Consider the following 24,305-nt stretch of genomic DNA (forward strand, 5'->3'; position numbering starts at 1 on the left):
ACCACACCGTGAGGAGATGTTGTCTTGAAACGACTGACATCAGCAGGGGCGGTGGCGATCGTCGCAGCGGCGGGTCTGGCCACTGGCATGACGGGGTTCACCGCGTCGACAGCGGGTGCCGCCGAACGGGCGGTGCCGCTCCCGGCGTCCGGCTTCAACCAGCCGGCTGCCGTCAAGGCCGAACAGGCGCTGACCGCGCAGACGGCCGCCGCCCTCGGGCTCGGCTCCGGCGAGCAGCTCCAGGTCCGCGACGTCGTGAAGGACCCGGACGGTACGGAGTACGTCCGCTACGACCGGACGTACAACGGCCTGAAGGTCGTCGGTGGCGACCTGATCGTCAAGCGCAAGGGTGAGTCGATCGGCCAGGTCACGTACAACCGTGGCGCCAAGGCCGTCGAGGTCTCCACCAAGCCGACCCTGTCCCAGTCGGCCGCCCTCACCAAGGGTGCGCAGTCCGCCAAGTTCAAGGCGAACACCAACAAGGGCCAGCTGGTCGTCTTCGTGACACCGGCCAAGCCGGTGCTCGCGTACGACGTCGTGACGACCGGCGTGAAGCCCGACCAGACCCCGTCGGTGCTGCACACGTACGTCGACGCCAACTCCGGCAAGGTGCTGGCGCAGAACGACGAGATCAAGGAAGGCACCGGCAACTCGATGTACGCCGGCAAGGTCACGATCGGTACGTCGGGAACGTCCGGCAACTTCTCGATGACCGACCCGACCCGCGGCGGCAACTACACCACGGACCTCAAGGGCGCGACGTCCGGGAACGGCACCACGTTCACCGACGCCGACGACACCTGGGGCAGCGGTGCGGCCTCGGACCGGGCGACCGCCGCGGTCGACGCGCACTACGGCGCCCAGCTGACCTGGGACTACTACAAGAACGTCCACAGCCGCAACGGCATCTTCAACAACGGCCAGGGCGCCCGCTCCCGGGTCCACTACGGCAACGCGTACGTGAACGCGTTCTGGGACGGCACCCAGATGACGTACGGCGACGGGATCAGCAACACGCACCCGCTGACCGCGATCGACGTGGCCGGTCACGAGATGAGCCACGGTGTCACCGAGGCGACCGCCAACCTGAACTACTCCGGTGACGCGGGCGGCCTGAACGAGGCGACCTCGGACATCTTCGGCACCATGGTCGAGTGGTACGCGAACAACGCGAGCGACCCGGGTGACTACCTGATCGGCGAGAAGATCAACATCAACGGCGACGGTACGCCGCTGCGCTACATGGACAAGCCGTCGAAGGACGGGGCCAGCAAGGACTGCTGGACGACCAGCACCGGCGGCCTGGACCCGCACTACTCGTCCGGCCCGCTGAACCACTGGTTCTACCTGGCTTCCGAGGGCACCGGCAGCAAGACCATCAACGGCGTCACCTACAACAGCACCGCCTGCAACGGTACGACGTTCGCCGGTGTCGGCCGGGACGTCGCCGCCAAGGTCTGGTACCGGACGCTGAGCACCAAGCTGAGCTCGGGCAGCACCTACAAGGACGCGCGTGAGGGCGCGATCAACTCCGCGAAGGAGCTGTACGGCGCGGACTCCGCGCAGTGCAAGGGCATCGAGGCCGCGTTCGGCGGCATCTCGGTCCCGGCCGGCTCGGCCGCCTGCGGTGGTGGCACCACGCCGCCCCCGACCGGCGACAACCTGCTGAAGAACCCGGGCTTCGAGTCCGGCGCGGTCGACTGGACCGGCACCGCCGGCCCGGTCACGGACAACACCGGCCGCCCGGCGCGCACCGGTACCTGGAAGCTGTGGCTGCAGGGCAACGGCCGCGCCACCACCGAGAGCGTCGGCCAGTCGGTCGCGATCCCGGCGTCGGCGACGTCGGCCAGCCTGTCGTTCTGGATCCGCATCGACACCGCGGAGACCACCACGACCACGGCGTACGACACCGCGAAGGTCCAGGTCGTCGACGGCTCGACGACGAGCACGCTGGCGACGTACTCGAACCTGAACAAGAACACGTCGTACGTGCAGAAGACGCTGAACCTCTCGGCGTACAAGGGCAAGACGGTGACGATCAAGTTCGTCGGCCAGGAGGACTCCTCGGCGCAGACGAGCTTCGTCGTCGACGACACCTCGCTGACCGTCAGCTGAGAACGTCCGGGGCGCGCGCGGCCTCCGCCCAAGGCCACGCGCGCCCCGGATTCCCTTCGTCACAAGGTGGTTCCGGTTGCGTCGACTCCGCCCCCGTCGACGCGGCTAGAGCTTCGTGCAGAGTTTGCCCGGCGGGATGGCGGCTTCGGTGAGCAGCTTGGTCACCGGGGCCGCCAGTACTTTGAGCTGCGGCTCCTCGATCCGCGCGGTCTTCCCGTTCGCGGTCACGGACACGATCATGTCGTCGGGGTGCTTCGTGGCCGGTTTGGCCGCCGCCAGGCTCGCCCAGTCGACCTTCTCGACGGCTGCGCTGATGGTGGCCAGGAACGCCGGGTCGAGCTTGCATCGCAGCGTCGGCTTACCGCGGGAGCTCACCGTCGCGATGCCATCCGTACCGATCTGCACCTGGTCGTCGAAGCCTGCGAACCCGCCGGTCCGGGCGACGGTCACGGGCAGCCCGGCGCCTACCGGGGCCGACTGGGTGACCGTCGGTATGGTCGGTGGCGGCGTGCTGCTCGGCGTACCGCTGGATCCTGACTCGTTACCGCACCCAGTCAGCATGAGTCCTGCGATCACGGCCACTGTGGTGTATCTGCTCAGGTTCCTCACGCACAAGGGATACACGGTGAGGGGCCGTTCGTTGCAGCTGTGACACGACTGAAATGTTCAGATCACCTCTGACACCAGGTTGACGAGCACTCGGGTCAGTAATACCCGCTGCTCGAACAGGTCCGGCGACGCATCAGCCTTCCCGAACAGCTCCAACGGCAGCGCAGTGAACGCGGCCCGGACAAGGAGCGAGCCCAGGTACCCGTACAGAACCTGCTCCTCGTCCACGCGCATCCCGTCTGCTGCAAGGCCTTCCAGGAACGCCTTCAGGATCACGTTGTGTACTGCGGGCAGCGCCTCCGCCGACAACTCGCCCGCGTGCGCAAGACCGACCAGCAACTGGCCTAGGTCGAATCCCACGGCCTGTGGACAGTCGAAGCCCCAGTCGATCGCCACGAACTCGTCAGGGCTGTCGTGAGGCACCAGCAGGTTCTGCGGGCTCGCGTCTCCGTGCTGGTAGCACTGGGGGAGCGCGTCCAACGCGTCGAGCACCACGGGCACCTGCCGACCGAGTTCCAGCAGGTCGTCCTTCAAGCGGTGGTCGCTGAGGTTGCAGACCGCCGCCGCGAGCAGGGGCTGCCGCCAGGTCGCAGGATCCGCCAGTGCGGGCAGGGCGGCCTTCTGGACGCGGCCGTCCGCGTAGTACCGCAGACCGCACCCAGGCATCCTGGAGACCTCACGGTCGATCAGCGGCTCGACGAGGTGTGGCTGCCGCCGCGCGGACAGCCGCCCGAGGAGGTACGCCGCCCGCTCGAAGCGTTCGATCGGCCACGGTCCCCACTCCTGGACGACGTTCTCCATCCAGATCGTGCCGTGGTCGTCGTCGTACAGGTCGATCCGGTACGCCTTCGCGAGCCGCAGCCCGGCCGGCATCAGGTCGCCGATGCCGCTGCGGTGCACCGCGATCTCCAGGTCCCAGGGCATGTAGTCGATGAAGCTCTGCCGGAACTCCGGCGGTACCAGCTCGATGATCGGCGAGTGCCGGACCGATTGGAGTTTCTTGACGAAGCACGACCAGCTGACGTCTCCCGCCGTACCGAACACGCGGTGCAGCGACTCGGTGCTCGGCGTACCGATCGGGTAGTCGACCGGCTCGACGCGGGCGCTGCTCGGCACCGCCGCCGGGTCGCCGGTGATCGTCCGGACCAGGGCGGTCAGGTCGGCGGCCGGCAAGGCGTCGCGGCCCAACGGTTCGAGTGCGGTGATCATGTTCCCCCCACGGAAGCAAAGTCACTTTACTATCGGCATAGTAAAGTTGCTTTATGACCTCCGTCAACGGCACGGACCATGTGGCGCGACTGCTCGGCGAGGCGCTGCGCCGGATCCGCGCAGAGATCCTGGCCGACGCCGAGCAGCAGTTCCCCGGCCTGCGCGTCTCGCACTTCCGCCTGCTCGAACTCATCCCGCCCGACGGCGCGCGCGTCACCGACCTCGCCGAGGTCGCGATGATGACCAAGCAGGGCCTCGGCCAGCACGTCGACTACCTGCAGAAACTCGGCTACACCGAGTCGGCCCGGCTACCGGAGGACCGTCGCGTCCGCCTGGTCCGCCGTACCCCGGCCGGCGACAAGGCCGTCGCCTACGGCCAGGCCGCCATCGCCCGGGTGGAGGAGGCCTGGTCGGACCACCTGGGCCCGACCCGCTACACGGCCTTCCGTCAGACCCTCGAAGAACTGGGGGAGTGGCCCTGACCGATCAGCCCGCGCGGTACGTCGCGATGCTGACGGCGATGTAGTGGCAGATGAAGGCGGCCACGGTGAAGGCGTGGAAGATCTCGTGGAAGCCGAACCAGCGGGGGGACGGGTTCGGGCGCTTGGTGCCGTAGACGACGGCGCCGAGCGAGTACAGGCCGCCGCCGACCGCGATCAGTGTGACGACCGCGGCGCCGCCGGTCTGGTAGATGTCGCCCATCCAGAAGATCGCGACCCAGCCGAGCGCGAGGTAGATCGGCGTGTAGATCCAGCGCGGTGCGCTCAGCCAGAAGATCCGGAACAGGATGCCGGCCGCGGCGCCGCCCCAGACCAGGCTGAGCATCAGCACGCGGTCCTTGCCGTGCAGCAGCACCATGCCGAGCGGCGTGTAGGTCCCGGCGATCAGCAGGAAGATGTTGCTGTGGTCGAGCCGGCGCAGGATCGCCTCGCCGGTCGGGCCCCAGTAGAACCGGTGATACAGCGCGGAGATGCCGAACAGCAGCATCGCGCCGACCGTGTAGACCGCGGCCGCCCAGCGGGCGTTGGCGTGCGGTGCGAGGCAGATCAGGACGATGCCGGCGGCAGTGGCGAACGGGAACGTGCCGGCGTGCAACCATCCACGAAGTTTCGGCTTGAGCGGTCCGATCCGGCCGGAGAGCCGGTGCCCGAGGTCCTGGGGCTGGGCGCTGCTAGCGGTCATCGCCGTCCTTTCGAGGGGTGCCGGGCGGGGTGTACCTACGCCACCGTAACCTACGCAACCGTAGGTTCAATGGTCCAGAAGGATGAAATGTAGGCGACGTCACCCGGACGACGCGACACCTCCGCGTGTTCGATGCACGAACTTCGAGGAAAGTTCGACCTTGCTGACAGCTTGCTGTGAGGCACTCCAGGGCCTCTCCGACCGGGGCGGATCTGGGCTAGCCTCGTGGTCGAGAAGTCATTGAGGAGAGCACCCTGCCCATGCGGACACCTGGCAAGCAGAAGCTGCGCGACGCGGTCTACGGACTGTACGAACGCCGGCTCACCCGATCGCTGTCGCCGGACCGGATCCCGCGGCACATCGGCGTCATCATCGACGGCAACCGGCGCTGGGCCCGGCAGGGCGGCGACCCGGTGTCGCGCGGTCACGAGGCCGGGGCCAACAAGATCTCCGAGTTCCTCTACTGGTGCGACGAGGTCGGGGTCAAGGTCGTCACGGTGTGGATGCTGTCCACCGACAACCTGACCCGGCCGGCCGACGAGCTGGAGCCGCTGCTGCGGATCATCGAGCAGGCCGTCGAGGAGCTGACCGCGATCGGCCGCTGGCGGATCCACCCGGTCGGCGCGCTCGACCTGCTGCCGGGCAGTACGGCCGAAGCCCTGAAGGCGGCCGAGACCGCGACCCAGGACGTCAACGGCATGCTCGTGAACGTCGCCGTCGGGTACGGCGGCCGCCGCGAGCTCGCCGACGCGGTCCGCTCGCTGCTGCTCGAGGAGGCCGCGAAGGGCATCTCGATCGAGGAGCTGGCCGACCGGGTCGACGTCGAGCACATCGCCCGTCACCTGTACACGAAGGGCCAGCCCGACCCCGACCTGGTCATCCGTACGTCGGGTGAGCAGCGGCTCGGCGGGTTCCTGCTCTGGCAGAGCGCGCTGAGCGAGTTCTACTTCTGCGAGGCGCTCTGGCCGGACTTCCGGCACGTCGACTTCCTGCGCGCGATCCGCAGCTACGCCCAGCGCGAGCGCCGCTTCGGCACCTAAAGGCGCATTGGTCCGGACCTATTCACCAGTTGTCCGGACCAATTTCAATGCCGTGATCGCCTCGTGTTCACGGCGTATTCGCCTGCGCTGAACAGGCTCCCGGACGACCCCGTGAGATCGGAGAAGTCCGGATGACCACCGTTTCCCGCCGTACGGTGCTCGGCGGTGCCGTGGGTGCCGCCGTACTGGCCGCCCTGCCGCCCAGCCTCCAGCAGGCCCTCGCCGCGCCGAGCCGTCCCGGCCGGCTCGAGGACATCGAGCATGTCGTGATCCTGATGCAGGAGAACCGCGCCTTCGACCACTACTTCGGTACCGCCGCCGGCGTTCGCGGCTACGGCGACCGTACGGCGGTCCGTGGCGTCAACGGCCTGCCCGTGATGTACCAGCCCGACCCGTCCCGCCCGGAGGGCTGGCTGGCGCCGTTCAGCATGAACGCCGCGCACACCAACGCGTACCGTCAGGGCGCCGCCGACTTCGGCTACGCCACCTCGATGAGCGCCCGCAACGAGGGCCTCGCCGACGGCTACGTGACCCGCCGCGGCAGCGGCTGGCTCGGTCAGGGGTACTACGAACCCGCCGACATGCCGTTCTACGCCGCCCTGACCTCGGTCTTCACGGTCTGCGACGCCTACCACGCGTCCATGGAGACCAGCACCAACCCGAACCGCGAGCACTTCATGACCGGCACCAGCGGCGGTACCGTCCGCGACCTGCCGCTCTTCGACAACACGGAGATCTCCGGCGGCTACGAGTGGACGACGTACGCCGAACGGCTGGAGGCGGCCGGGATCACCTGGAAGACGTACCAGGCGCTGGACAACTTCGACGACAACGCGCTGGCCTGGTTCTCGGCGTTCGTGAAGGCGGAGCCCGGGTCGTCGCTGTACGAGCGCGGCCTGCGGATGGTCGGTGACAGCAGCCAGCAGGGTGACGCGTTCGCGATGGGCGCCGCGTTGGTGAAGCAGTTCGCGGACGACGTACAGGCGGACCAGTTGCCGCAGGTGTCGTGGCTGGTCGCTCCTGCCGCGCTGTCCGAGCATGCGTCGTACACGCCGCCGAACGGCGAGCACCTGACCGCACAGTTGCTGGCCGCGCTGGCCGACAACCCAGCGGTGTGGGCGAAGACCGCGTTCATCCTCAACTACGACGAGCATGGCGGCTTCTTCGACCACGTGCTGCCGCCAACGCCTCCGGTGGCTGCTGGCCGCGGTAAGAGCACGGTCAGCCCGGACGGTGAGGTCGTCGTACGCGTCCAGCGTTCAAGCGGCAGCGCGGGGTACCGCGTTGTGAGTCAGAGCGGCCAGTACCGCGTTCGTGCGGCGGACGGGACGCTGACCTGGTCGCACACGCTGCCGGCCGGTGAGACGCAGGTAGGTGGGCCTACCGCGCTCGGGCTCGGTACGCGCGTGCCGATGATCATCGCCTCGCCCTGGACGCGCGGTGGCGCCGTCGACTCGACCGTGTACGACCACACCTCGGTGATCCAGTTCCTGGAGCGGCGGTTCGGCGTACTGGAACCGAACATCAGCCCGTGGCGCCGGGCGATCACCGGCGACCTCGTGTCGGCGTTCGACTTCTCCGGAGCCGAGCCGCAGTGGCCGCAGCTCCCGGACACGAGCGGCAACCGCAAGAAGAGCGACGACGCCGCGGGACGCCCTGCGCCGACCGTGCCGAGCCCGCAGACCCCGCCGCGCCAGCAACGCGGTACGAAGACGCTGCGCCCGCTGCCGTACTCGCTGACGCTGGCCAGCCGTGTCGAGGCCAACCGGGTCACCGTGGACTTCGCCAACCACGGGACGCAGGCAGCTGTCGTTGCGACGTACCCGGAGCCGGGGGAGAAGCCGCGGTTCTACACCGTCGAGGGCGGCAAGCAGCTGGACGACGTGTGGAGCTATGGGCCTAACGGGTTCGACCTGCGCATGCACGGCCCTAGCGGCACACTTTGGCACGTACGAGGCCGTGACGGAGGTCTTGACGCCACGGTCGAGCTCAACGACGCCGTACTGCTCGTGAAGCTCGTCAACCACGGCCGTCGGTCGGAGACGTTCCAGGTGGGCGATCTTGCGTACGGCGAGGGCATGCGAACCGTCGTCGTACCGGCTGGGGCCTCGCGAGCGGTGCCGGTCCGGATCGGCTCGCACGGCTGGTACGACGTGGCCGTGACGGCGACGGGTGACGCGTTCTTCCTGCGGCGGCGCGCGGGCCGGCTGCCCAGCCGCACTACGGGCACCACCGACCCCGCGCTGGGGCTGCCGGATCCGGTGACCGCTTGGCTGACGCTGCCCAGCATCGTGCCCGGCCGGCCGACGACCCTGACCGCCAACCTGTCGTACTCGGAGACCGTGACCGGGCTGACCGCCGTACTTGACGTTCCTGTGGGCTGGACCGCCAAGCAGACGGCGACGGCGACCTGGGAGGTGACTGCGCCGATCGGCACGACTGACCAGGACCTGCGACGGGTGCGCGTGTTCCTGCACGGGCGCGCCGGTGAGCGCTTGGTGGTGACTGAGGCCGCAGCCATCCCGAAGGTCGCCGCTGTGCTGGGCGCTTCCCTGGGGTTGGGCAAGGTGTCGACGACCATTGACGAGCAGGTGATCGTGCCAGGCAAGCAGACGCCTGTTACAGCGACTCTGACCGCTGCTGACGACGTGACGGCGCTCTCGGCCGCCCTGACCGTTCCTGCGGGCTGGACGGCCACCCTGGTCACTGCGGCGCCTACAACGCTCGCAGCGGGCCAAACGGCGACAGCTACCTGGCAGGTGACTTCGCCAGCCGCCCTGACCAACCAGGATCCGCGCGCTCTGCAGGTCGCCGTACAGGCGCAGGCGCGCGGCCGGCAGGTCACGGCAGCAGCCACGACCACGCCGATGGTCGGCCCGGTCATGACCGGGCACCTGCTGGACGAGGACTTCGAGTCGCTGGCCGACCAACTGCAGACGTCCTTGGACCGCCCTGCCCCGGCCACGCTGCTGGGCTGGACAGCCACGCCTCCCGCGGGCTGGTCGGTGGTGAACGCGCCAGGAATGCCGCAGGGCACGCGCGAGCTGCAGGGCTGGACGTTCATGACCAAGAGGCTGCACAGCACCGGCGCACAGGACCGTGACAAGTTCACGCTGGGCCTGGGCGTGCTGGCTGTCGCGGACCCGGACGACTGGGACGACACCGGCAACCCGTCGGCGCGCGGTGCGTTCGACTCCACACTGGTGTCGCCCGCCGTACAGATCCCGAGCGGTACGTCGAAGCTGTACCTGGTCTTCGACTCGCACTACCGCCAAGAGGCACCGCAGAAGGTGTTGCTGACGGCTACGTTCGACACAGGCGCCTCCGTGGACCTGCTCCGCTACAGCAGCGATGCCACGGGCAACGACAACGCCGGTAAGGACGTGGAGAACAAGGAGATCCGCAAGGAACTCGCCGTACCTGCCGGAGCAACCACCGTGACCCTGCGGTTCCGGGTGTACGACGCCCGCAACAACTGGTACTGGGCGATCGACCACATCAGGCTGGACTCGAAACCGATCGGCTGAGCTCGACCAATGCAGGCGGTGTGGTCCCGCGGCCGCACCGCCTGCACGTCGACCGCCGGCGCAGGTAGTACGCGTACGTCGCAGCACCCAACGCCGCGCCCCACACCGTCCAGAGGATGCCCGGAGCGTTGGTCGCCCAGTTGTCGCCGTGGAGCGGCGCCTGAGCGTTCATCAGCCCGGCCGGGATCAGTACGACGGCCACCACCGACGCGGGCAGGATCGCCAGCAGCGGTGGGACCCTGCGGCCGGCCCTGAACCAGATCCACCGCGGGTAGACCTCGCCCCAACGGTGCACCAGCCCGTGCGTGAGTACGCCGCCGCCGAGGCCCAGCACGGCCAGCCCGAGACCCATTTCGAGCATCCCGGGCGTGTCGGCCATCATCCGGTGGAAATCGGCGCTGATCCCGACCGGCCAGCCGAAGTACCAGGCGATCCGGGTGAACTCGTACGGGAGGTTCGCCACCACCGCGACGGCGACCGCCCACTTCCCCCAGCGCAGCGCGGCCTCCGGGCGGGTCCAGGCGTGCTCCGCGACGCCGCGCCCGCAGGACACGCACAGGTTGCGGCTACGGCGGTGGTACGCGATCGCAGTGGCCGCCCAGAGCACCCCGCCGGCGAACAGGATGATCAGGTTCACGCGGTGCCAGTACAGGATGTCACCGACGCCGCCCTGCGGCCCTGGTACGCCGGTGAACGCAAACACCCGCCCACGTGGTCGTGTGCGCGTCATCACGAGTGCCAGCACCGCACCGGCCAGGCCGATCGTTGCCATGAGCGGCGCGACCACACGCTACGACGTACCCTCCAGAATCGAGGCTGTGGCGCGGTCGTCGGGGACGGGCGCGAACGGGTAGCCGGAGCCGCCGAACGACCAGTACAGGCCGAGTGCGCCGTACCGGCCAGTTCTTTCGCATGTACCGAGCGTCGCCGCATGGGAGCGGGTACCGGATCACCCAGGGGAGTGACCGAGCTCCCTCCGGCGGCTGAAGGTGTAACGCCGTGTTAACCCCGTGGCCGGGCGTGTCGGGCTGCGCCGTTTGCGGGAGCCTCCTACGCTGGCAGAGACGGTCGGAGGGGAAGCCGGCTGTCACGGGAGGCCCGATCAGTTTGAGAATCTCGTTCCAGCCGGTTGCCCCATGAGGGGCCGAACGGAGTCCCCGAGACCTGACGCGTTCCACGTGGTCTCGAACTCACTGATCGCCGATGCCGCACACGCGGCGGCACGGACGGGGCCAACACCAGGCCCCGAGGGCGGCACCCGACCCATCACCTAACCACTGGCGGGCCGGGGCGAGGGTGTACGTCACGGCCTAGAAGAGGACGTGCGACATGGCCATCCACGCCAAGGCGTCAAGTACCTCATCAACACCGGACCAGCGCACCTTCGTGCTGGACACCTCGGTGCTCCTCTCCGACCCGCACGCGATGTTGCGGTTCGACGAGCACGAGGTCGTCGTCCCGGTGGTCGTCGTCACCGAATTGGAGGCCAAACGGCATCACCCGGAACTCGGCTACTTCGCCCGTACCGCACTGCGACTGCTCGACGAGCTCCGGATCCTGCACGGACGGCTGGACGCACCCCTGCCAGTGGGGGAGAAAGGCGGAACGCTCCGGGTCGAGCTGAACCACACCGACCCGCAGACGTTGCCGGCCGGTTTCCGGCTCGGCGACAACGACAGCCGGATCCTGGCCGTGGCCTGCAACTTCATGGCCGAGGGCAAGGACGTGACGCTGGTCTCGAAGGACCTGCCGATGCGGGTCAAGGCGTCGGCGTGCGGCCTGCAGGCGGAGGAGTACCGGGCCGAGCTGACCCTGGAGTCGGGCTGGACCGGGATGGCCGAGCTCGAGGTCGGCACCCAGGTCGTGGACGACCTGTACGAGGACGGTGCCGTCGAGCTGCCGGAGGCCGGCGAGTTCCCGACCCACACCGGGCTGGTGCTGCTGTCCGACCGGGGCAGCGCGCTCGGCCGGGTGATGCCGGACAAGCGGGTCCGGCTGGTCCGCGGCGACCGGGAGGCGTTCGGGATCCGCGGCCGGTCCGCCGAGCAGCGGGTCGCGCTCGACCTGCTGCTGGACCCCGACGTCGGGATCATCTCGCTCGGCGGCCGCGCCGGTACCGGCAAGTCCGCGCTCGCGCTGTGCGCCGGCCTGGAGTCGGTGATGGAGCGCCGCCAGCACAAGAAGGTGGTCGTCTTCCGGCCGCTGTTCGCGGTCGGCGGCCAGGAGCTCGGGTACCTGCCGGGCAGCGAGTCCGAGAAGATGCAGCCGTGGGCACAGGCCGTGTACGACACGCTGGGCGCGCTCACCAGCAGTGACGTGATCGACGAGGTCATCGACCGCGGCATGCTCGAGGTGCTGCCGCTGACGCACATCCGCGGCCGGTCGCTGCACGACGCGTTCGTGATCGTCGACGAGGCGCAGTCGCTGGAGCGGAACGTGCTGCTCACGGTGCTGTCCCGGGTCGGGGCGAACTCGCGGGTCGTGCTCACCCACGACGTCGCCCAGCGGGACAACCTGCGGGTCGGCCGGCACGACGGCGTGGTCGCGGTGGTCGAGCAGCTGAAGGGCCACCCGCTGTTCGCGCACGTCACGCTGACCCGCTCGGAGCGCTCACCGATCGCGGCGCTGGTCACCGAGATGCTGGACGACCTTCAGCTGTAAGGAGCATCGGGGTACTTCGGTCATAACTGTCTGTAAAGCAAAGGTAAGAACGGTGCGGTCGCCACGCGGCGGCCGCGCCGTTGTTTCGTGACCTGCTTGTGATCACGGACGGTTTACGCCAGAGTATGTTCTCGTTGCAGCCGACGGGGGTCGGGTTTCTCGGAAGGACAGATGAAAGCGAAGCGCTCCGTCGCGGTTCTTGCAGTAACCGGAATCGCCGTGGTCTCCGTTGTCGCCGGTGTCGACCTCTTCAGCTCTCCTGGGAGCAGTAGTGCGTCGGAACAGGTGTCCGGGCGGGCCGAGATGGCCGTCCTCAACAGTGGCAAGGTCCTGGCCAGTGACGACAAGCCGTCCACCATGCCGAAGAGTGCCGCCGACACTGCGGCCGCCGACGCGGTCCGGATGCGGAACCAGGTCGAGGCCATCGCGCAGCAGCAGGTAGTGCTGCAGAACGCGGCCGACCAGAAGATGGCGGCCAAGAACATCGTGCGCAAACGCGACGAGGCCTTGGCCCGCGCCGCCCGCTCGTCGAGCGAGGAGCGCGCCAGCCGGGACGCCGAGCGGAAGAAGTACGCGGGCACGCCGAAGGAGGTCGCGATGAACCTCCTCCCCGACCACGGCTGGAGCCAGGGCCAGTTCAGCTGCCTGGAGAAGCTCTGGAACAAGGAGTCCCGCTGGAAGGTCAGCGCGGCCAACCCGACGTCCTCGGCGTACGGCATCCCGCAGGCCCTCCCCGGCAACCGGATGGCGGCGTACGGCTCCGACTGGCGCACCAACCCGGTCACCCAGATCAAGTGGGGTCTCGACTACATCGAGGCGACGTACGGCTCCCCGTGCGGCGCCTGGGCCCACTCCGTGGCCAAGAACTGGTACTAGTCAGCGGGCATGGAGCTGGCACGGGCAACCAGTGAGCGTGGTGAGCTGGTACTGCGTCACCGCGAGGACGGGGCACTGGAGCTGCGCGTCAACGGCGTGTTCGTGATGGACGACCAGGAGACGTCCAGCGAGGAGCTCCTGGCGGCGGCGGCGCTGGCGACCGTACGGCATCCTGACCGGGTGCTCGTGGGTGGGCTCGGGCTCGGGTACACCGTCCGCGCGCTGCTGGCCGACGAGCGGCTCGGCGAGGTGATGGTCGCCGAGATCGAGCCGGACCTGGTGGCGTGGATGCGCGCCGGCCTGGTGCCGTCGGTCCTCGACGACCCGCGGGTCGCGGTTGTCGTCGGGGACGTCCGGGCCGTGGTCGCCGACCTCCCCGGCGCGTCCGTCGACGCGATCCTGCTGGATGTGGACAACGGCCCGGACTTCCTTGTCTACAACGAGAACTCCGCCATCTACACGTCCGACTTCCTGACCACCTGCCACGCCAAGCTCCGCCCGGGCGGCGTCCTCACGGTCTGGTCGTCCGCCGCGTCACCCGCCCTGGAATCAGCCGTCAAGACCGTCTTCAGCGCGTGCGACGTGAAGCCCGTCCCGGTGCGGCTCCAGGGCCGGGACGAGCTGTACTACGTCTATCAGGGCAGCTCGTAGTCGACCGTGACCTGCGGCGAGCCGTCCTCCAGGTGCTCGTAGAGCACGGTGCCGGTCAAGCCCGCCAGGTCGCCCTCGGCCGCGACGATGTTGCCCGGTGCGCCGTTCTGGTCGGCTGACGCGCCGTGCAACATCACGAACGAGCCCTTCCGCCCGCCGAGCGTCCCGGTGAAGCGCTCCAGTGCCGTTTACGCCGCCGGTCCGTCCGCCGTCCCCGCCATCAGCAGCTCGGCCGTGCTCGTCCCCTCGAGCTCGCCGCCGGTGAACGTCTTGCCCACGCTGGCCCGGCCGAGCTGGATCGTGCCGGCCTCGTCGTAGGCCGCCTGCTCCCACTTGGTGATCTCGAACGACTGGCTGAACTTCATGCCGTACCCCTCCTGTGGTGTTGTCCACAGCTTGTCTATCAGCCGGTTCCGACAAGTCCGATCGACGTACTCTGCAGGTATGGGTGATGACGCGGAGTTCAGGATCGAGCACGACACGATGGGCGAGGTGAAGGTGCCTCGGGACGCGTTGTGGCGGGCGCAGACACAGCGCGCGGTGGAGAACTTCCCGATCTCGGGACGGCCGCTCGCGCCGGAGCTGGTGCACGCGCTGGCGCAGATCAAGGCCGCCGCCGCGGTCGTGAACGCCGCGCTCGGCGTGCTCGACGCGGATCGCTCGGACGCGATCGTCGCCGCCGCGGACCAGGTCGCCGCGGGGGAGTTCGACGGCGAGTTCCCGATCGACGTCTTCCAGACCGGCTCCGGTACGTCGACGAACATGAACGTCAACGAGGTGCTGGCCACGCTGGCGACCCGCGCGCTCGGGGCCGACGTACACCCGAACGATCACGTCAACGCGTCCCAGTCCAGCAACGACACGTTCCCGTCGGCGATCCACGTCGCGGCCACCGCGGGCGTCGTGCAGGAGCTGCTGCCGGCGCTGGAGCATCTCGCGGATTCCCTTGCCCGTAAGGGATCCGAGTTCGCCGAGGTGGTGAAGTCCGGGCGGACGCACCTGATGGACGCGACGCCGGTGACGCTCGGCCAGGAGTTCGACGGGTATGCGCAGCAGATCCGGCGCGGGGCGTCCCGGGTGCGCGCCACGCTGCCGCGGGTCGCCGAGCTGCCCCTGGGCGGTACGGCGGTCGGCACCGGGATCAACACGCCACCCGGGTTCGCGGCCGCGGTGATCACCGAGCTGAACCGGCGGACCGGGCTGGAGCTGTCCGAGGCCGAGGACCACTTCGAGGCGCAGGGTGCCCGCGACGGGCTGGTCGAGCTGTCCGGTCAGCTGAAGACGGTCGCGGTCAGCCTGACCAAGATCTGCAACGACCTGCGCTGGATGGGTTCCGGGCCGCGCGCCGGGCTCGGCGAGATCGCGCTGCCGGACCTGCAGCCCGGGTCCAGCATCATGCCCGGCAAGGTGAACCCGGTGATCTGCGAGGCGACGCTGATGGTCGCCGCGCAGGTGATCGGCAACGACACCACGATCACCGTGGCCGGTGCCGGCGGCAACTTCGAGCTGAACGTGATGCTCCCGGTGATCGCCCGCAACCTGCTCGAGTCGATCACACTGCTGGCGAACAGCTCCCGGCTGCTCGCCGACCGCTGCGTCGACGGCATCACCGCGAACGTCGCCCACGCCCGTGCGCTCGCCGAGTCGTCGCCCTCGATCGTCACCCCGCTGAACCGCTACATCGGGTACGAGAACGCCGCCGCGGTCGCCAAGAGTGCCTTGAAACAAGGGAAAACGATCCGCGAGGTCGTGATCGAGAACGGTCACGTCGACAAGGGAGACCTCACCGAGGAGCAGCTCGACGCGGCCCTCGACGTACTGTCGATGACCCGGCCCGGCTCGTGACGGAGTACTGGGAGCCGGGGACGACGATCGAGTGGGTGTACGAGGGCCGCGGCAAGCACGCCGACCTGCCGAACGTACGGCCGATGACGGTCGTCCGCGACGACGCCGACGGGCTGGTCGCCTGGCTCGCGCCCGGAACGCCGCTGCTCAAACCGGTCCTGGCCGACGGCCGGGAGACGCGGGACGCCGGTCCGATCGCGATGTTCACCGCGGACCGGGTGCTGAAGCTCGACGTGTGGCGCGGGACCGGGATCCTCAAGGCGTCGCCGGTCGGGAAGCCGTGGTCGGTCTGGTACTTCTGGGACGCCGACGGGACGTTCAGCGGGTGGTACGTGAACCTGGAGCGGGAACACGTTCGCGATCTCGCGGGGCGGCGTACGAGCACCGTGGACCATGTCCTGGATCTGTGGATCAACCCTGACCGCAGCATCGAGTGGAAGGACGAGGACGAGCTGGATGGGGCGGTGACCGCGGGGCGCCACACGCCTGCGGAGGCGGAGCAGATCGTGGCGGACGCGTGGGCGGCGATCCGGGACGTGGAGGCGTGGGTGGCGCCGTTCTCCGAGGACTGGCAGGAGTGGGTGGCGCCGGTCGGGTGGCGGGTGCCGGGCGCGCCGACGACCCACCAGCCGGCGCTGATCGCGGCGGAGCTGCACAGCTGACAACTGGTGGGTGCGGGATTAGCTTGGAGGTATGTACACCATCGAGCTGCAGGCCGAGGAGCTTCAGATGCTGCGCTCGGCCCTTGGGTGCTACCTCCAAGCCTTCGGCCACAACGAGGCAGACCTCGTCCGCGCCGCCAAGGCCCTCCTCCTCAAACTCCCCGAAGAAGTAGAGACGAAGGCAGGCTGAATCAGCTTCGGGGGCGGACCGTCAACGGAACCGGCTTCCTCGTGTCGGTGAAGAAGTCGTTTCCCTTGTCGTCCACCACGACGAACGCCGGGAAGTCCTCGACCTGGATCTTCCAGATCGCCTCCATCCCGAGCTCCGGGTACTCGATCACCTCGACCGACTTGATGCAGTCCTGCGCCAGCCGCGCCGCCGGCCCGCCGATCGACCCGAGGTAGAACCCGCCGTGCTCCTTGCACGCCGCCGTCACCTTCGCCGACCGATTGCCCTTGGCAAGCATCACGAACGAACCACCCGCCGCCTGGAACTGGTCGACGTACGCGTCCATCCGCCCCGCCGTCGTCGGCCCGAAGGACCCCGACGCGTACCCCTCGGGCGTCTTCGCCGGGCCCGCGTAGTACACCGCGTGGTCCCGCAGGTACGACGGCATCTCCTCGCCGGCGTCCAGCCGCTCCTGGATCTTCGCGTGCGCGATGTCCCGCGCCACCACCAGCGGCCCGTTCAGCGACAGCCGGGTCTTCACCGGCAGCTTCGACAGCTCCGCGCGGATCTCGCTCATCGGCCGGTTCAGGTCGACGCGGACCACCTCGGAGTCGTCCAGGTGCTCGTCGGTGGTGTCCGGCAGGAACCGCGCCGGCTCCTTCTCCAGCTGCTCCAGGAACACCCCCTCCGGCGTGATCTTCGCCAGCGCCTGCCGGTCCGCCGAACAGGACACCGCGATCGCGACCGGGCAGGACGCCCCGTGCCGCGGCAGCCGGATCACCCGCACGTCGTGGCAGAAGTACTTCCCGCCGAACTGCGCCCCGATCCCGAACTCCTGCGTGAGCTTGAAGACCTCTTCCTCGAGCTCCACGTCCCGGAACCCGTGCCCCACCGGCGATCCCACGGTCGGCAGCGTGTCCAGGTAGTGCGCGGAGGCGTACTTCGCGGTCTTCAGCGCGTACTCCGCCGACGTACCGCCGACGACGATCGCCAGGTGGTACGGCGGGCAGGCCGCCGTACCGAGGGACCGGATCTTCTCGTCCAGGAACTCCAGCATCCGGTTCGGGTTCAGGACCGCCTTGGTCTCCTGGTACAGGAACGACTTGTTCGCGGAGCCGCCGCCCTTGGCCATGAACAGGAACTTGTACGCCGGGTCGCCGTGCTGCGGGGTGGAGTACAGCTCGATCTGCGCCGGGAGGTTCGAGCCGGTGTTCTTCTCGTCCCACATGGTCAGCGGGGCCATCTGCGAGTAGCGCAGGTTCAGCTTGGTGTACGCGTCGTACACGCCGCGGCTGATCCACTCCTCGTCGACCGCGCCGGTCAGCACACCCTCGGACTTCTTGCCCATCACGATCGCGGTACCGGTGTCCTGGCACATCGGCAGTACGCCGCCCGCGGAGATGTTCGCGTTCTTCAACAGGTCGAGCGCGACGAACCGGTCGTTCCCGGACGCCTCCGGGTCGTCGATGATCCGCCGCAACTGCTCCAGGTGCGCGGTCCGCAGGTAGTGCGAGATGTCGTGCATCGCCTCCGCGGTCAACTGCCGCAACACCTCGGGCTGCACCTGGAGAAAGGTCCGGTCGCCGGCGGTGAACGTACTGACACCCTCGGTCGTCAGCAGCCGGTACTCCGTCCCATCAGCACCCAACGGCAACAGCTCGGAGTAGTTGAAGTCCGCAGACACCGAAATACCTCCACACAAACTGGACTGGACGCTCCAAGCCTAGTTCTCACCAGCCGTCCGGCCCGCCACCCCCCGTGTTACTTCACCAACACCCGCCAAGCCCGCCCAAGCTCAACCCCCACCGTCAGTCGCCGATAGGCGCGAGTGCTGTTGCTCGACATCGCCGCCAACCGGCCGGTCGGTGGCGGCACGTGGTCGCGCAGCGCCGACGCGAGAACGAACATGGTGATCACACTCCCGGAGAACACGAAGCCGCCGAGCGCTAGCTGCTTCACCCCCGTCAATTGCGCGGCGAGCACACACGCCAGTCCTCCCCAGAGCCCGGCGAAGGCGACCAGGTACAAACCAGCCAACTGCCGTGCGCGGCGTACTCCACCCCAGTCCATGGCGGACAGTATGCGGGTCAGGGGACGGTTCAGGGGTGAATCGGGGAGACAACCGGTCTGCGGGTGGGGGTGGGCGCGCGTATGGTTTCTGACGTGGCTCAGGATGACGTTCCCCAGGAGAACCGACCGCAGGACGCGGTGCCGGCGCAGGTCGATCCGGCGTTGCTGCGGCGGGTGTCGGACCTCGAGCGGGAGGAGGTCGCCGACGTACTGCGCGACGCCGCCGGCGAGGGCCGGTTGTCGTACTCCGAACTGGAGGAGCGGCTCGAGACGCTGTACGCCTCCAAGACGTACGGCGACCTCGTCGAGCTGACCGTGGACCTGCCCAACGGCCCCCGCGCGCCCGGCGCGACCCAGGGCGTCCCGGCCACCACCCCGCAGTACAGCGGCGCGATGGTGGAGACCGGGCCGGTGATCAACGTGTTCATGTCGGAGACCAAGCGGATGGGCAGCTGGCTGGTCCCGCAGCGCCAGGAGGTCAACGCGGTCCTCGGCGACGTGACGCTGGACTACACCGAGGCGCAGATCCCGTACGACGAGATCCAGATCGACGTGAAGTCGATCCTCGCCGACGTCAAGATCCGCGTCCCGCAGAACGCCGTCGTCCTCCTCGACAGCAACCCCATCCTCGGCTCCGTCACCGAACAGGAAGCCGGCCTCAAAGCCGTCCCCGACCCGAACGCCCAGCCGACCGCCCCCAAACGCTTCCACATCCGCGGCACCGCCATCCTCGGCGAAATCAAGATCAAACGAGGCCCCCGCCTCAGCAAACGCCTAGGCCTGACCTGAGCCCTGCCGCTCCATCAACAAGGCCCCCAGCCAGCGGCGGAACTCCGGGAGGTCGCGAATGTTCTGTTGGTAGAGCCGCACGTTCTTGCTCGTCAGGTCCCGGCGGATCACCAGGAACGATCGTCCCAACGGTGGCCCGATGACGACTCCGAGTCCTCCGATCGCGCTCCAGGGCAGGAACTTCCGTCGTCCGTACCGGATCCCGTCGCGGTCCACCACCACGGCGGGCCGCTGCACGATCAGCTGGTAGAGCCTGATGCCGATCAGGACGGCGTACACCGCTGCCACGACGAGGACGTCGACGACCCCGGGTGGCGGCGCCGCGCGGAGCAGCAGACCCAGAATCAGCAGGGGTGGCAATATCTGGAGCGGCACCAGCAGGAGTGTCCACCGCCGCCGCAACGGGAACACCACTCGCCCGGTACGACGCAGCTCTGCGGCCCAAACGTCCGCCGTGGCGTCCCCCATGTCCCGCATCAGTCCACGCATCCTTCCCCCACGCCCGCCCGCTGCTTGTCAACCAGGTCACCCAGCCACCACCGGAACGCCGCCACGTCGCGTACGTACTGCTCATCGATCCGGAGCTTGCGCCTGCGACCGCGCGGTACGACGCGGAAGCCGTCGCGGCTCAGCTCGGTGATGCCGGCGATCTCGTGCCACGCCACGAACCGCCGTCGCCCGACCCGGACACCGGCCGCGTCGACGGTCAGCACCGGCCGCAGGGTGACCAGCTGCCAGCCGGAGACGCACACACCGACCAGCACGGCCGCCGTCACCACGATCGCCAGAACACGCAGCCCCCCGCCGCTGCGCAGAGCATGCGGCAACTGGATCAGCCCCAGCATTGCCAGAAGGAAAAGAGCAGGCAGGGTCTGCCGGAACAGCGCTTCACGCCGGATCGGAAACACAACCCGCCCAACCCGCCTCAGCTCAGCAGCCCAGCTCTCAGGGGACCCGTCACCCATCACGCGCCGCACCCAACACACCCTCGAGCCAAGTCCGGAAAGACTCCAGATCGTTGACGTGCTGCCGGGTGATGACAAGGTCCTTGGCCCAGACGTTCTTCGGGTGGATCGGGAGCTGGCGGGCGGGTCGACCGACGAGTCCGATGGAGCCGACGTCGGTCCACGCCATGGAGCGACGGCCGACGTGTACGCCGGCGTGGTCCACGACGACGTACGGGCGCTGGGTGACGGCGGTCCACGCGACGAAGCAGGCGACTCCGACGTACCCCGCGATCCCCAGGTACCCGACGTACCGCCATCCCGGCCGGTCGAGAACCCCCGCGAGGTGAACCAGCGGGCCGCACGCGATCCCGAGGAACATCAACGTCATCAGCAGAAACCACCATCGACGAATCGGAAACTCGACCCGCCGATTCCGAGCCCACTCGACCATCCAGGCCTCGGGCAGGCGTTCGCCCATCACGCTCATGTTTCCCCCAGGCGGTCGATCGATGGCCAAGGATGACAGGCCGCGCCGGGTTTCGGAAAGTCCTCAGTGGCGGGTTGTGGTGGCGGTCCAGCGGCCGGAGTGGTGGGTGATGGTGATGGGGTGGGCGAAGGTTTGGGAGATGAGGGGGGTGGTGATGACTTCGTCGACCGGGCCGGCGGCCAGGAGTTGGCCGTTGCGGATGAGGGCGGCGTGGGTGGTGCAGGTGGGGAGTTCTTCGAGGTGGTGGGTGACGAGGAGCCAGGCGAGGTGGGGGTGGGTGGTGTGGATGTGGTCGAGGACCTCGAGGAGTTGTTCGCGGGCGGCGACGTCGAGGCCGGTGGACGGTTCGTCGAGGAGCATGAGTTGGGGGTCGGAGATGAGGGCGCGGGCGATCAGGGCGCGGCCGCGTTCGCCTTGGGAGATGGTGGTCCAGGGGGAGTCGGCGAGGGCGGTGACGCCGAGGAGGTCGATCAGTTCCGCGGCGCGGGCGGACTCGGCGGGCGCCGGCTCCCAGCGCGGCATCCGCTCGATGGTGCCGGTGAGTCCGGTGAGTACGACGTCCCGGATGCTCAGCGGCGACCGCAGCGGGTGCCGTGGGTTGACGTGACCGATGGACTCCCGCAGCGTGCGGATGTCGACCGTACCGAGACGCCGGCCGAGGATCTCGACCGTGCCGCGGGTCGGGTGCGTGACGGCGCCGCAGAGGCCGAGCATCGTGCTCTTGCCGGCGCCGTTCGGGCCGAGCAGCGCCCACCGCTCGCCTTCGCCGACGGTCAGCGTCACCCGGGACAGCAGCAGTTTGCCGTCCCGGACGAAGTCGACGTCCTTCAGTTCGAGCACCCGTAAACCTCCTCGTACAACGCCTTCAGCTCCGAAGCGGTCGCTTCGCGCCCGGTCTCGTCCGTCCGTCGCTGCACGTGCCGCGCGAACTCCCGCTCGTCGGACAGCTTGATTCCGTACACAGACTCCAGCACATGCGCGATCCCACCCTTACCGGACTGGCTGTTCACGCGTACGACGGCCTCGTACCCGCGCCCCACGTCCGCCGGGTCGATCGGCAGGTACGGCACCTCCCACAACCCGTCGTCCTGAACGGCGAAACCCTTCCGGATCGCGTCCTGGTGCGTCCCCGAGAACGCCGTGTACACGAGCTCCCCGACGTACGGGTGCCGCGGATGGATCGGCATCCGCGTGCAGTGCTCGACCACCGCGCGGATCCCGTCGATGTCGGAGAAGTCGATCATCGGGTCGACGCCCTGCGCGTGCAGGTTGAGCGCGAGCGTGGCGATGTCGACGTTCCCGGTCCGTTCGCCGTTGCCGAAGATGCAGCCTTCGACGCGTTGCGCCCCGGCGAGTACGGCGAGTTCCGCGCAGGCGATGCCCGTTCCGCGGTCGTTGTGCGGGTGCACCGACAGGATGACCCCGTCCCGGCGCGGCAGGTTCTGGTGCATGTACTCGATCTGGTCGGCGTACACGTTCGGCGTCGCCGCCTCGATCGTCGCGGGCAGGTTCAGGATCACCGGCCGCTCCGGCGCCGCGTCCCACTGCTTGGTGAGCCGGTCCGCGAGCTTGAGCACGTAGTCCGGCTCGGTCAGGTTGTACACCTCGGGCGAGAACTGGAACCGCACCGAGTCGCCGGCCAGCCGCTGGATCTCCTCCGACCCGGCGTAGATCATCGACGCCAGCTCGTCGCGGGACTTGCGCAGTACGACGTCCCGCCACACCGGCGCGGTCGCGGCGTACATGTGGATGACCACGTCACCCTTCATCCCCGCGACCGACTCGACCGTCCGGGCGATCAGGTCGGGCCGGGCCGGCGTGAAGACGACGATCGTCACGTCGTCCGGCACGAGATCCGAGGTGGCCAGCAGGCGGACGAAGTCGAAGTCGGTCTGCGACGCGGACGGGTACCCGACCTCGATCTCCTTGTAGCCGATGGCAACCATCAGCTCGAAGAACTCGCGCTTCCGTTCCGGGTCCATCGGCTCGGCCAGCGCCTGGTTGCCGTCCCGGAGGTCGACCGGGACCCACAGCGGCGCCGCGGTGATCCGGCGGTCCGGCCAGGTGCGGTCGACGGGGGCGACCGGGACCTTGGCGAAGATGTCGCGATAACGGTGGCTGGGCATCGGGGAGGGCTGCTGACGGTTCATGCGAAGGTCCTTCCAAACCTGTCGGAGGACCGGCGGACGACTGCACTCCACGAAGGGAGCGCCGGTCGAATCAGCTCCCGCCGTGGCGGCGAAGAAGAAGGAGACCCGGGAGCAAGCGCATGCGGAGCACGCTACCAACTCCTCAGACAAGCTGACAACCCGGGTCCCGCTATTCTTGCCCGCATGATCCGCCGACACCCACTCGCCGAGCAGGCCGCCGAGGAGCTGCTGCGCCGGATCGGCAGCGGGGAATGGACGCTCGGCACGAAGCTCCCGGGCGAGACCACGCTGGCCGCCCAGCTCGGCGTCGGCCGGTCGACGATCCGGGAGGCCGTCCGCGAGCTGGCCGGTCGGCGGGTGCTGGAGAGCCGCCAGGGCGCGGGCGTGTTCGTGATCGCGCTGCAGGCCGCCGAGGACTGGGACAAGGTCCTGCGGAAGGCGGACATCACCGACGTACTCGAAGGCCGGCTGGCGATCGAGACCGAGGCCGCCCGGCTGGCCGCGTCCCGCCGTACGCCGGGGGACCTGAAGAACTTCCGCTACACCCTCGCGGACCGCGAACGGGCGGCCGCGAACGCGCCGGACGACTGGTACATCGAGGCCGACCTCGCGTTCCACCGGGCGGTCGTGACGGCCGCGCACAACGCCGTACTGACCGAGCTGTTCGACACGTTCGTGCCGCGGATCCGGCGGGCGATGATCGACATGCTCAAGCTCGACGACGAGCACCGGCACCGGCACGACCAGGCGGCGCACGAGGCGATCGCGGAGGCGATCCGCGCGAAGGACCTGGAGCTCGCGGCAGCCCGCTCCCGCGAGCACCTCAGCGCCGTACGAAGCTCAGTCCGTTAAGTGCTGCCGGTGCAGCGAGCGCAGCCAGGGTGCCAGGGCGTCCAGGTCCTCGACGTTGTCCTGTGAGATCGAGATCGGGCGGGTACGCCGGTCCGCCGGGCGGACCTGGACCGTGCGCGCGAGCGGGAGGCCGGCCGGTTCGTCGATGCCGGTGATGCCCGACCAGGGCAGGCTCCGGCCGCGGGTGATGCCCTCGGCGTTCACCGTGACGACCGGGCGGTTCGTGACCAGCTGCCACCCGGTCAGTCCGGTCCCGTAGACGAACGCCGCGAGCGCGGTCAGCCGCAGTACGCCGAGCGCGCCGGACACGCCGTCCGCGCGCAGGTGGTCGACGTTCGTCCACGCCGACAGCAGCATCAGCAGGCCGAACCCGAACAGCCGCACCCACAACCTGCTCCGGCGCGGCGGGAAGTCCACACTGCCCTTGGACTCCAGCTCGGCGGACCACGCCTCGACGGACACCG

At 68.9% G+C, this 24,305-nt stretch carries 24 protein-coding genes and 1 pseudogene; 12 read left to right on the forward strand and 13 right to left on the reverse strand.

The window, feature by feature from the left end; translation table 11 throughout:
- The first annotated feature begins 51 nt into the window (after positions 1–51).
- Positions 52–2,115 (forward strand): M4 family metallopeptidase, encoded by a 2,064-nt coding sequence (locus ACQHIV_RS39220; RefSeq protein ID WP_427889393.1) that lies wholly within the window; start codon positions 52–54, stop codon positions 2,113–2,115.
- 105 nt (positions 2,116–2,220) lie between these two features.
- On the opposite strand, the gene ACQHIV_RS39225 is transcribed toward ACQHIV_RS39220, so the two are convergent.
- Positions 2,221–2,691 (reverse strand): hypothetical protein, encoded by a 471-nt coding sequence (locus ACQHIV_RS39225; protein WP_427889394.1) that lies wholly within the window; start codon positions 2,689–2,691, stop codon positions 2,221–2,223.
- 90 nt (positions 2,692–2,781) lie between these two features.
- Entirely contained in the window at positions 2,782–3,933 is a 1,152-nt protein-coding gene (locus tag ACQHIV_RS39230) for a phosphotransferase (protein ID WP_427889395.1), read from the reverse strand.
- A 53-nt stretch (positions 3,934–3,986) separates the two neighbouring features.
- Here ACQHIV_RS39230 and ACQHIV_RS39235 point away from each other — a divergent pair, with 53 nt between their 5' ends.
- Complete coding sequence (locus tag ACQHIV_RS39235) at positions 3,987–4,415, forward strand: MarR family winged helix-turn-helix transcriptional regulator (RefSeq protein ID WP_427889396.1); 429 nt, start codon at positions 3,987–3,989, stop codon at positions 4,413–4,415.
- 4 nt (positions 4,416–4,419) lie between these two features.
- Here the strand turns inward: ACQHIV_RS39235 and trhA are convergent, their stop codons facing one another.
- A complete protein-coding gene (trhA, locus tag ACQHIV_RS39240) occupies positions 4,420–5,115 on the reverse strand; it encodes a PAQR family membrane homeostasis protein TrhA (RefSeq protein WP_427889397.1) in 696 nt (231 codons plus the stop codon).
- Positions 5,116–5,375: 260 nt separating this feature from the next.
- Here trhA and ACQHIV_RS39245 point away from each other — a divergent pair, with 260 nt between their 5' ends.
- Both ACQHIV_RS39245 and ACQHIV_RS39250 read left to right on the forward strand, forming a co-directional pair.
- The gene (locus ACQHIV_RS39245; RefSeq protein WP_344192808.1) at positions 5,376–6,155 is read left to right on the forward strand and encodes an isoprenyl transferase; all 780 of its coding nucleotides are present in this window, start codon (positions 5,376–5,378) and stop codon (positions 6,153–6,155) included.
- A 131-nt stretch (positions 6,156–6,286) separates the two neighbouring features.
- Entirely contained in the window at positions 6,287–9,682 is a 3,396-nt protein-coding gene (locus ACQHIV_RS39250; protein WP_427889398.1) for a phosphocholine-specific phospholipase C, read from the forward strand.
- Here the strand turns inward: ACQHIV_RS39250 and ACQHIV_RS39255 are convergent.
- The gene (locus ACQHIV_RS39255) at positions 9,654–10,454 is read right to left on the reverse strand and encodes an NYN domain-containing protein (protein ID WP_427889399.1); all 801 of its coding nucleotides are present in this window, start codon (positions 10,452–10,454) and stop codon (positions 9,654–9,656) included. The genes ACQHIV_RS39250 and ACQHIV_RS39255 overlap by 29 nt on opposite strands.
- A gap of 557 nt (positions 10,455–11,011) precedes the next feature.
- Here ACQHIV_RS39255 and ACQHIV_RS39260 point away from each other — a divergent pair.
- The 3 genes from ACQHIV_RS39260 (at position 11,012) to ACQHIV_RS39270 (ending at position 13,870) form a co-directional block, all read left to right on the forward strand.
- The gene (locus ACQHIV_RS39260; RefSeq protein WP_427889400.1) at positions 11,012–12,343 is read left to right on the forward strand and encodes a PhoH family protein; all 1,332 of its coding nucleotides are present in this window, start codon (positions 11,012–11,014) and stop codon (positions 12,341–12,343) included.
- A 171-nt stretch (positions 12,344–12,514) separates the two neighbouring features.
- Complete coding sequence (locus ACQHIV_RS39265; protein WP_427889401.1) at positions 12,515–13,219, forward strand: hypothetical protein; 705 nt, start codon at positions 12,515–12,517, stop codon at positions 13,217–13,219.
- A gap of 9 nt (positions 13,220–13,228) precedes the next feature.
- On the forward strand, positions 13,229–13,870 hold the full coding sequence (locus ACQHIV_RS39270; protein ID WP_427889402.1) for an MnmC family methyltransferase: 642 nt from the start codon (positions 13,229–13,231) through the stop codon (positions 13,868–13,870).
- Here ACQHIV_RS39270 and ACQHIV_RS39275 read toward each other — a convergent pair.
- Positions 13,855–14,235: pseudogene (locus ACQHIV_RS39275) on the reverse strand (DUF3224 domain-containing protein). The gene ACQHIV_RS39270 and the pseudogene ACQHIV_RS39275 sit on opposite strands and share 16 nt — an antisense overlap.
- A gap of 79 nt (positions 14,236–14,314) precedes the next feature.
- Here ACQHIV_RS39275 and ACQHIV_RS39280 point away from each other — a divergent pair.
- The 3 genes from ACQHIV_RS39280 to ACQHIV_RS39290 are packed head-to-tail and all read left to right on the forward strand — an operon-like array spanning position 14,315 to position 16,567.
- Positions 14,315–15,715, forward strand: coding sequence for a class II fumarate hydratase (locus tag ACQHIV_RS39280; protein ID WP_427889403.1), 1,401 nt, complete (start codon positions 14,315–14,317; stop codon positions 15,713–15,715).
- Positions 15,712–16,377 carry a DUF402 domain-containing protein gene (locus ACQHIV_RS39285; RefSeq protein ID WP_427889404.1) on the forward strand — a complete coding sequence of 222 codons (666 nt, stop codon included), beginning with the start codon at positions 15,712–15,714 and terminating at the stop codon, positions 16,375–16,377. The genes ACQHIV_RS39280 and ACQHIV_RS39285 overlap by 4 nt, the downstream gene beginning before the upstream one ends.
- A gap of 31 nt (positions 16,378–16,408) precedes the next feature.
- Positions 16,409–16,567, forward strand: a complete 159-nt coding sequence (locus ACQHIV_RS39290; RefSeq protein ID WP_380193756.1) for a hypothetical protein — start codon at positions 16,409–16,411, stop codon at positions 16,565–16,567.
- 1 nt (position 16,568) lies between these two features.
- On the opposite strand, the gene ACQHIV_RS39295 is transcribed toward ACQHIV_RS39290, so the two are convergent.
- Positions 16,569–18,230 (reverse strand): fumarate hydratase, encoded by a 1,662-nt coding sequence (locus ACQHIV_RS39295; RefSeq protein WP_427889405.1) that lies wholly within the window; start codon positions 18,228–18,230, stop codon positions 16,569–16,571.
- A 77-nt stretch (positions 18,231–18,307) separates the two neighbouring features.
- On the reverse strand, positions 18,308–18,616 hold the full coding sequence (locus tag ACQHIV_RS39300) for a hypothetical protein (RefSeq protein ID WP_427889406.1): 309 nt from the start codon (positions 18,614–18,616) through the stop codon (positions 18,308–18,310).
- A 93-nt stretch (positions 18,617–18,709) separates the two neighbouring features.
- Between ACQHIV_RS39300 and ACQHIV_RS39305 the strand changes: the two genes are divergently transcribed.
- On the forward strand, positions 18,710–19,405 hold the full coding sequence (locus tag ACQHIV_RS39305; RefSeq protein ID WP_427889407.1) for a DUF1707 SHOCT-like domain-containing protein: 696 nt from the start codon (positions 18,710–18,712) through the stop codon (positions 19,403–19,405).
- Here ACQHIV_RS39305 and ACQHIV_RS39310 read toward each other — a convergent pair.
- From ACQHIV_RS39310 to ACQHIV_RS39330, 5 genes are all read right to left on the reverse strand, one after another.
- Positions 19,391–19,882, reverse strand: a complete 492-nt coding sequence (locus ACQHIV_RS39310) for a hypothetical protein (RefSeq protein WP_427889408.1) — start codon at positions 19,880–19,882, stop codon at positions 19,391–19,393. The genes ACQHIV_RS39305 and ACQHIV_RS39310 overlap by 15 nt on opposite strands.
- Positions 19,882–20,250 (reverse strand): hypothetical protein, encoded by a 369-nt coding sequence (locus ACQHIV_RS39315; RefSeq protein ID WP_427889409.1) that lies wholly within the window; start codon positions 20,248–20,250, stop codon positions 19,882–19,884. Before ACQHIV_RS39315 ends, ACQHIV_RS39310 begins: the two co-directional genes overlap by 1 nt.
- Positions 20,251–20,362: 112 nt before the next feature.
- Positions 20,363–20,740, reverse strand: a complete 378-nt coding sequence (locus ACQHIV_RS39320) for a hypothetical protein (protein WP_427889410.1) — start codon at positions 20,738–20,740, stop codon at positions 20,363–20,365.
- Between the two features lie 162 nt (positions 20,741–20,902).
- Positions 20,903–21,679, reverse strand: coding sequence for an ABC transporter ATP-binding protein (locus ACQHIV_RS39325; protein ID WP_427889411.1), 777 nt, complete (start codon positions 21,677–21,679; stop codon positions 20,903–20,905).
- On the reverse strand, positions 21,667–22,989 hold the full coding sequence (locus ACQHIV_RS39330; protein ID WP_427889412.1) for a 2-isopropylmalate synthase: 1,323 nt from the start codon (positions 22,987–22,989) through the stop codon (positions 21,667–21,669). Before ACQHIV_RS39330 ends, ACQHIV_RS39325 begins: the two co-directional genes overlap by 13 nt.
- A 183-nt stretch (positions 22,990–23,172) precedes the next feature.
- On the opposite strand from ACQHIV_RS39330, the gene ACQHIV_RS39335 reads away from it, so the two are divergent.
- Positions 23,173–23,841 carry a FadR/GntR family transcriptional regulator gene (locus tag ACQHIV_RS39335; protein ID WP_427889413.1) on the forward strand — a complete coding sequence of 223 codons (669 nt, stop codon included), beginning with the start codon at positions 23,173–23,175 and terminating at the stop codon, positions 23,839–23,841.
- On the opposite strand, the gene ACQHIV_RS39340 is transcribed toward ACQHIV_RS39335, so the two are convergent.
- Entirely contained in the window at positions 23,830–24,303 is a 474-nt protein-coding gene (locus ACQHIV_RS39340; protein ID WP_427889414.1) for a hypothetical protein, read from the reverse strand. The genes ACQHIV_RS39335 and ACQHIV_RS39340 overlap by 12 nt on opposite strands.
- Positions 24,304–24,305: the final 2 nt, after the last annotated feature.

The organism is Kribbella polygonati (genome assembly GCF_050320105.1).
Lineage (GTDB): Bacteria > Actinomycetota > Actinomycetes > Propionibacteriales > Kribbellaceae > Kribbella.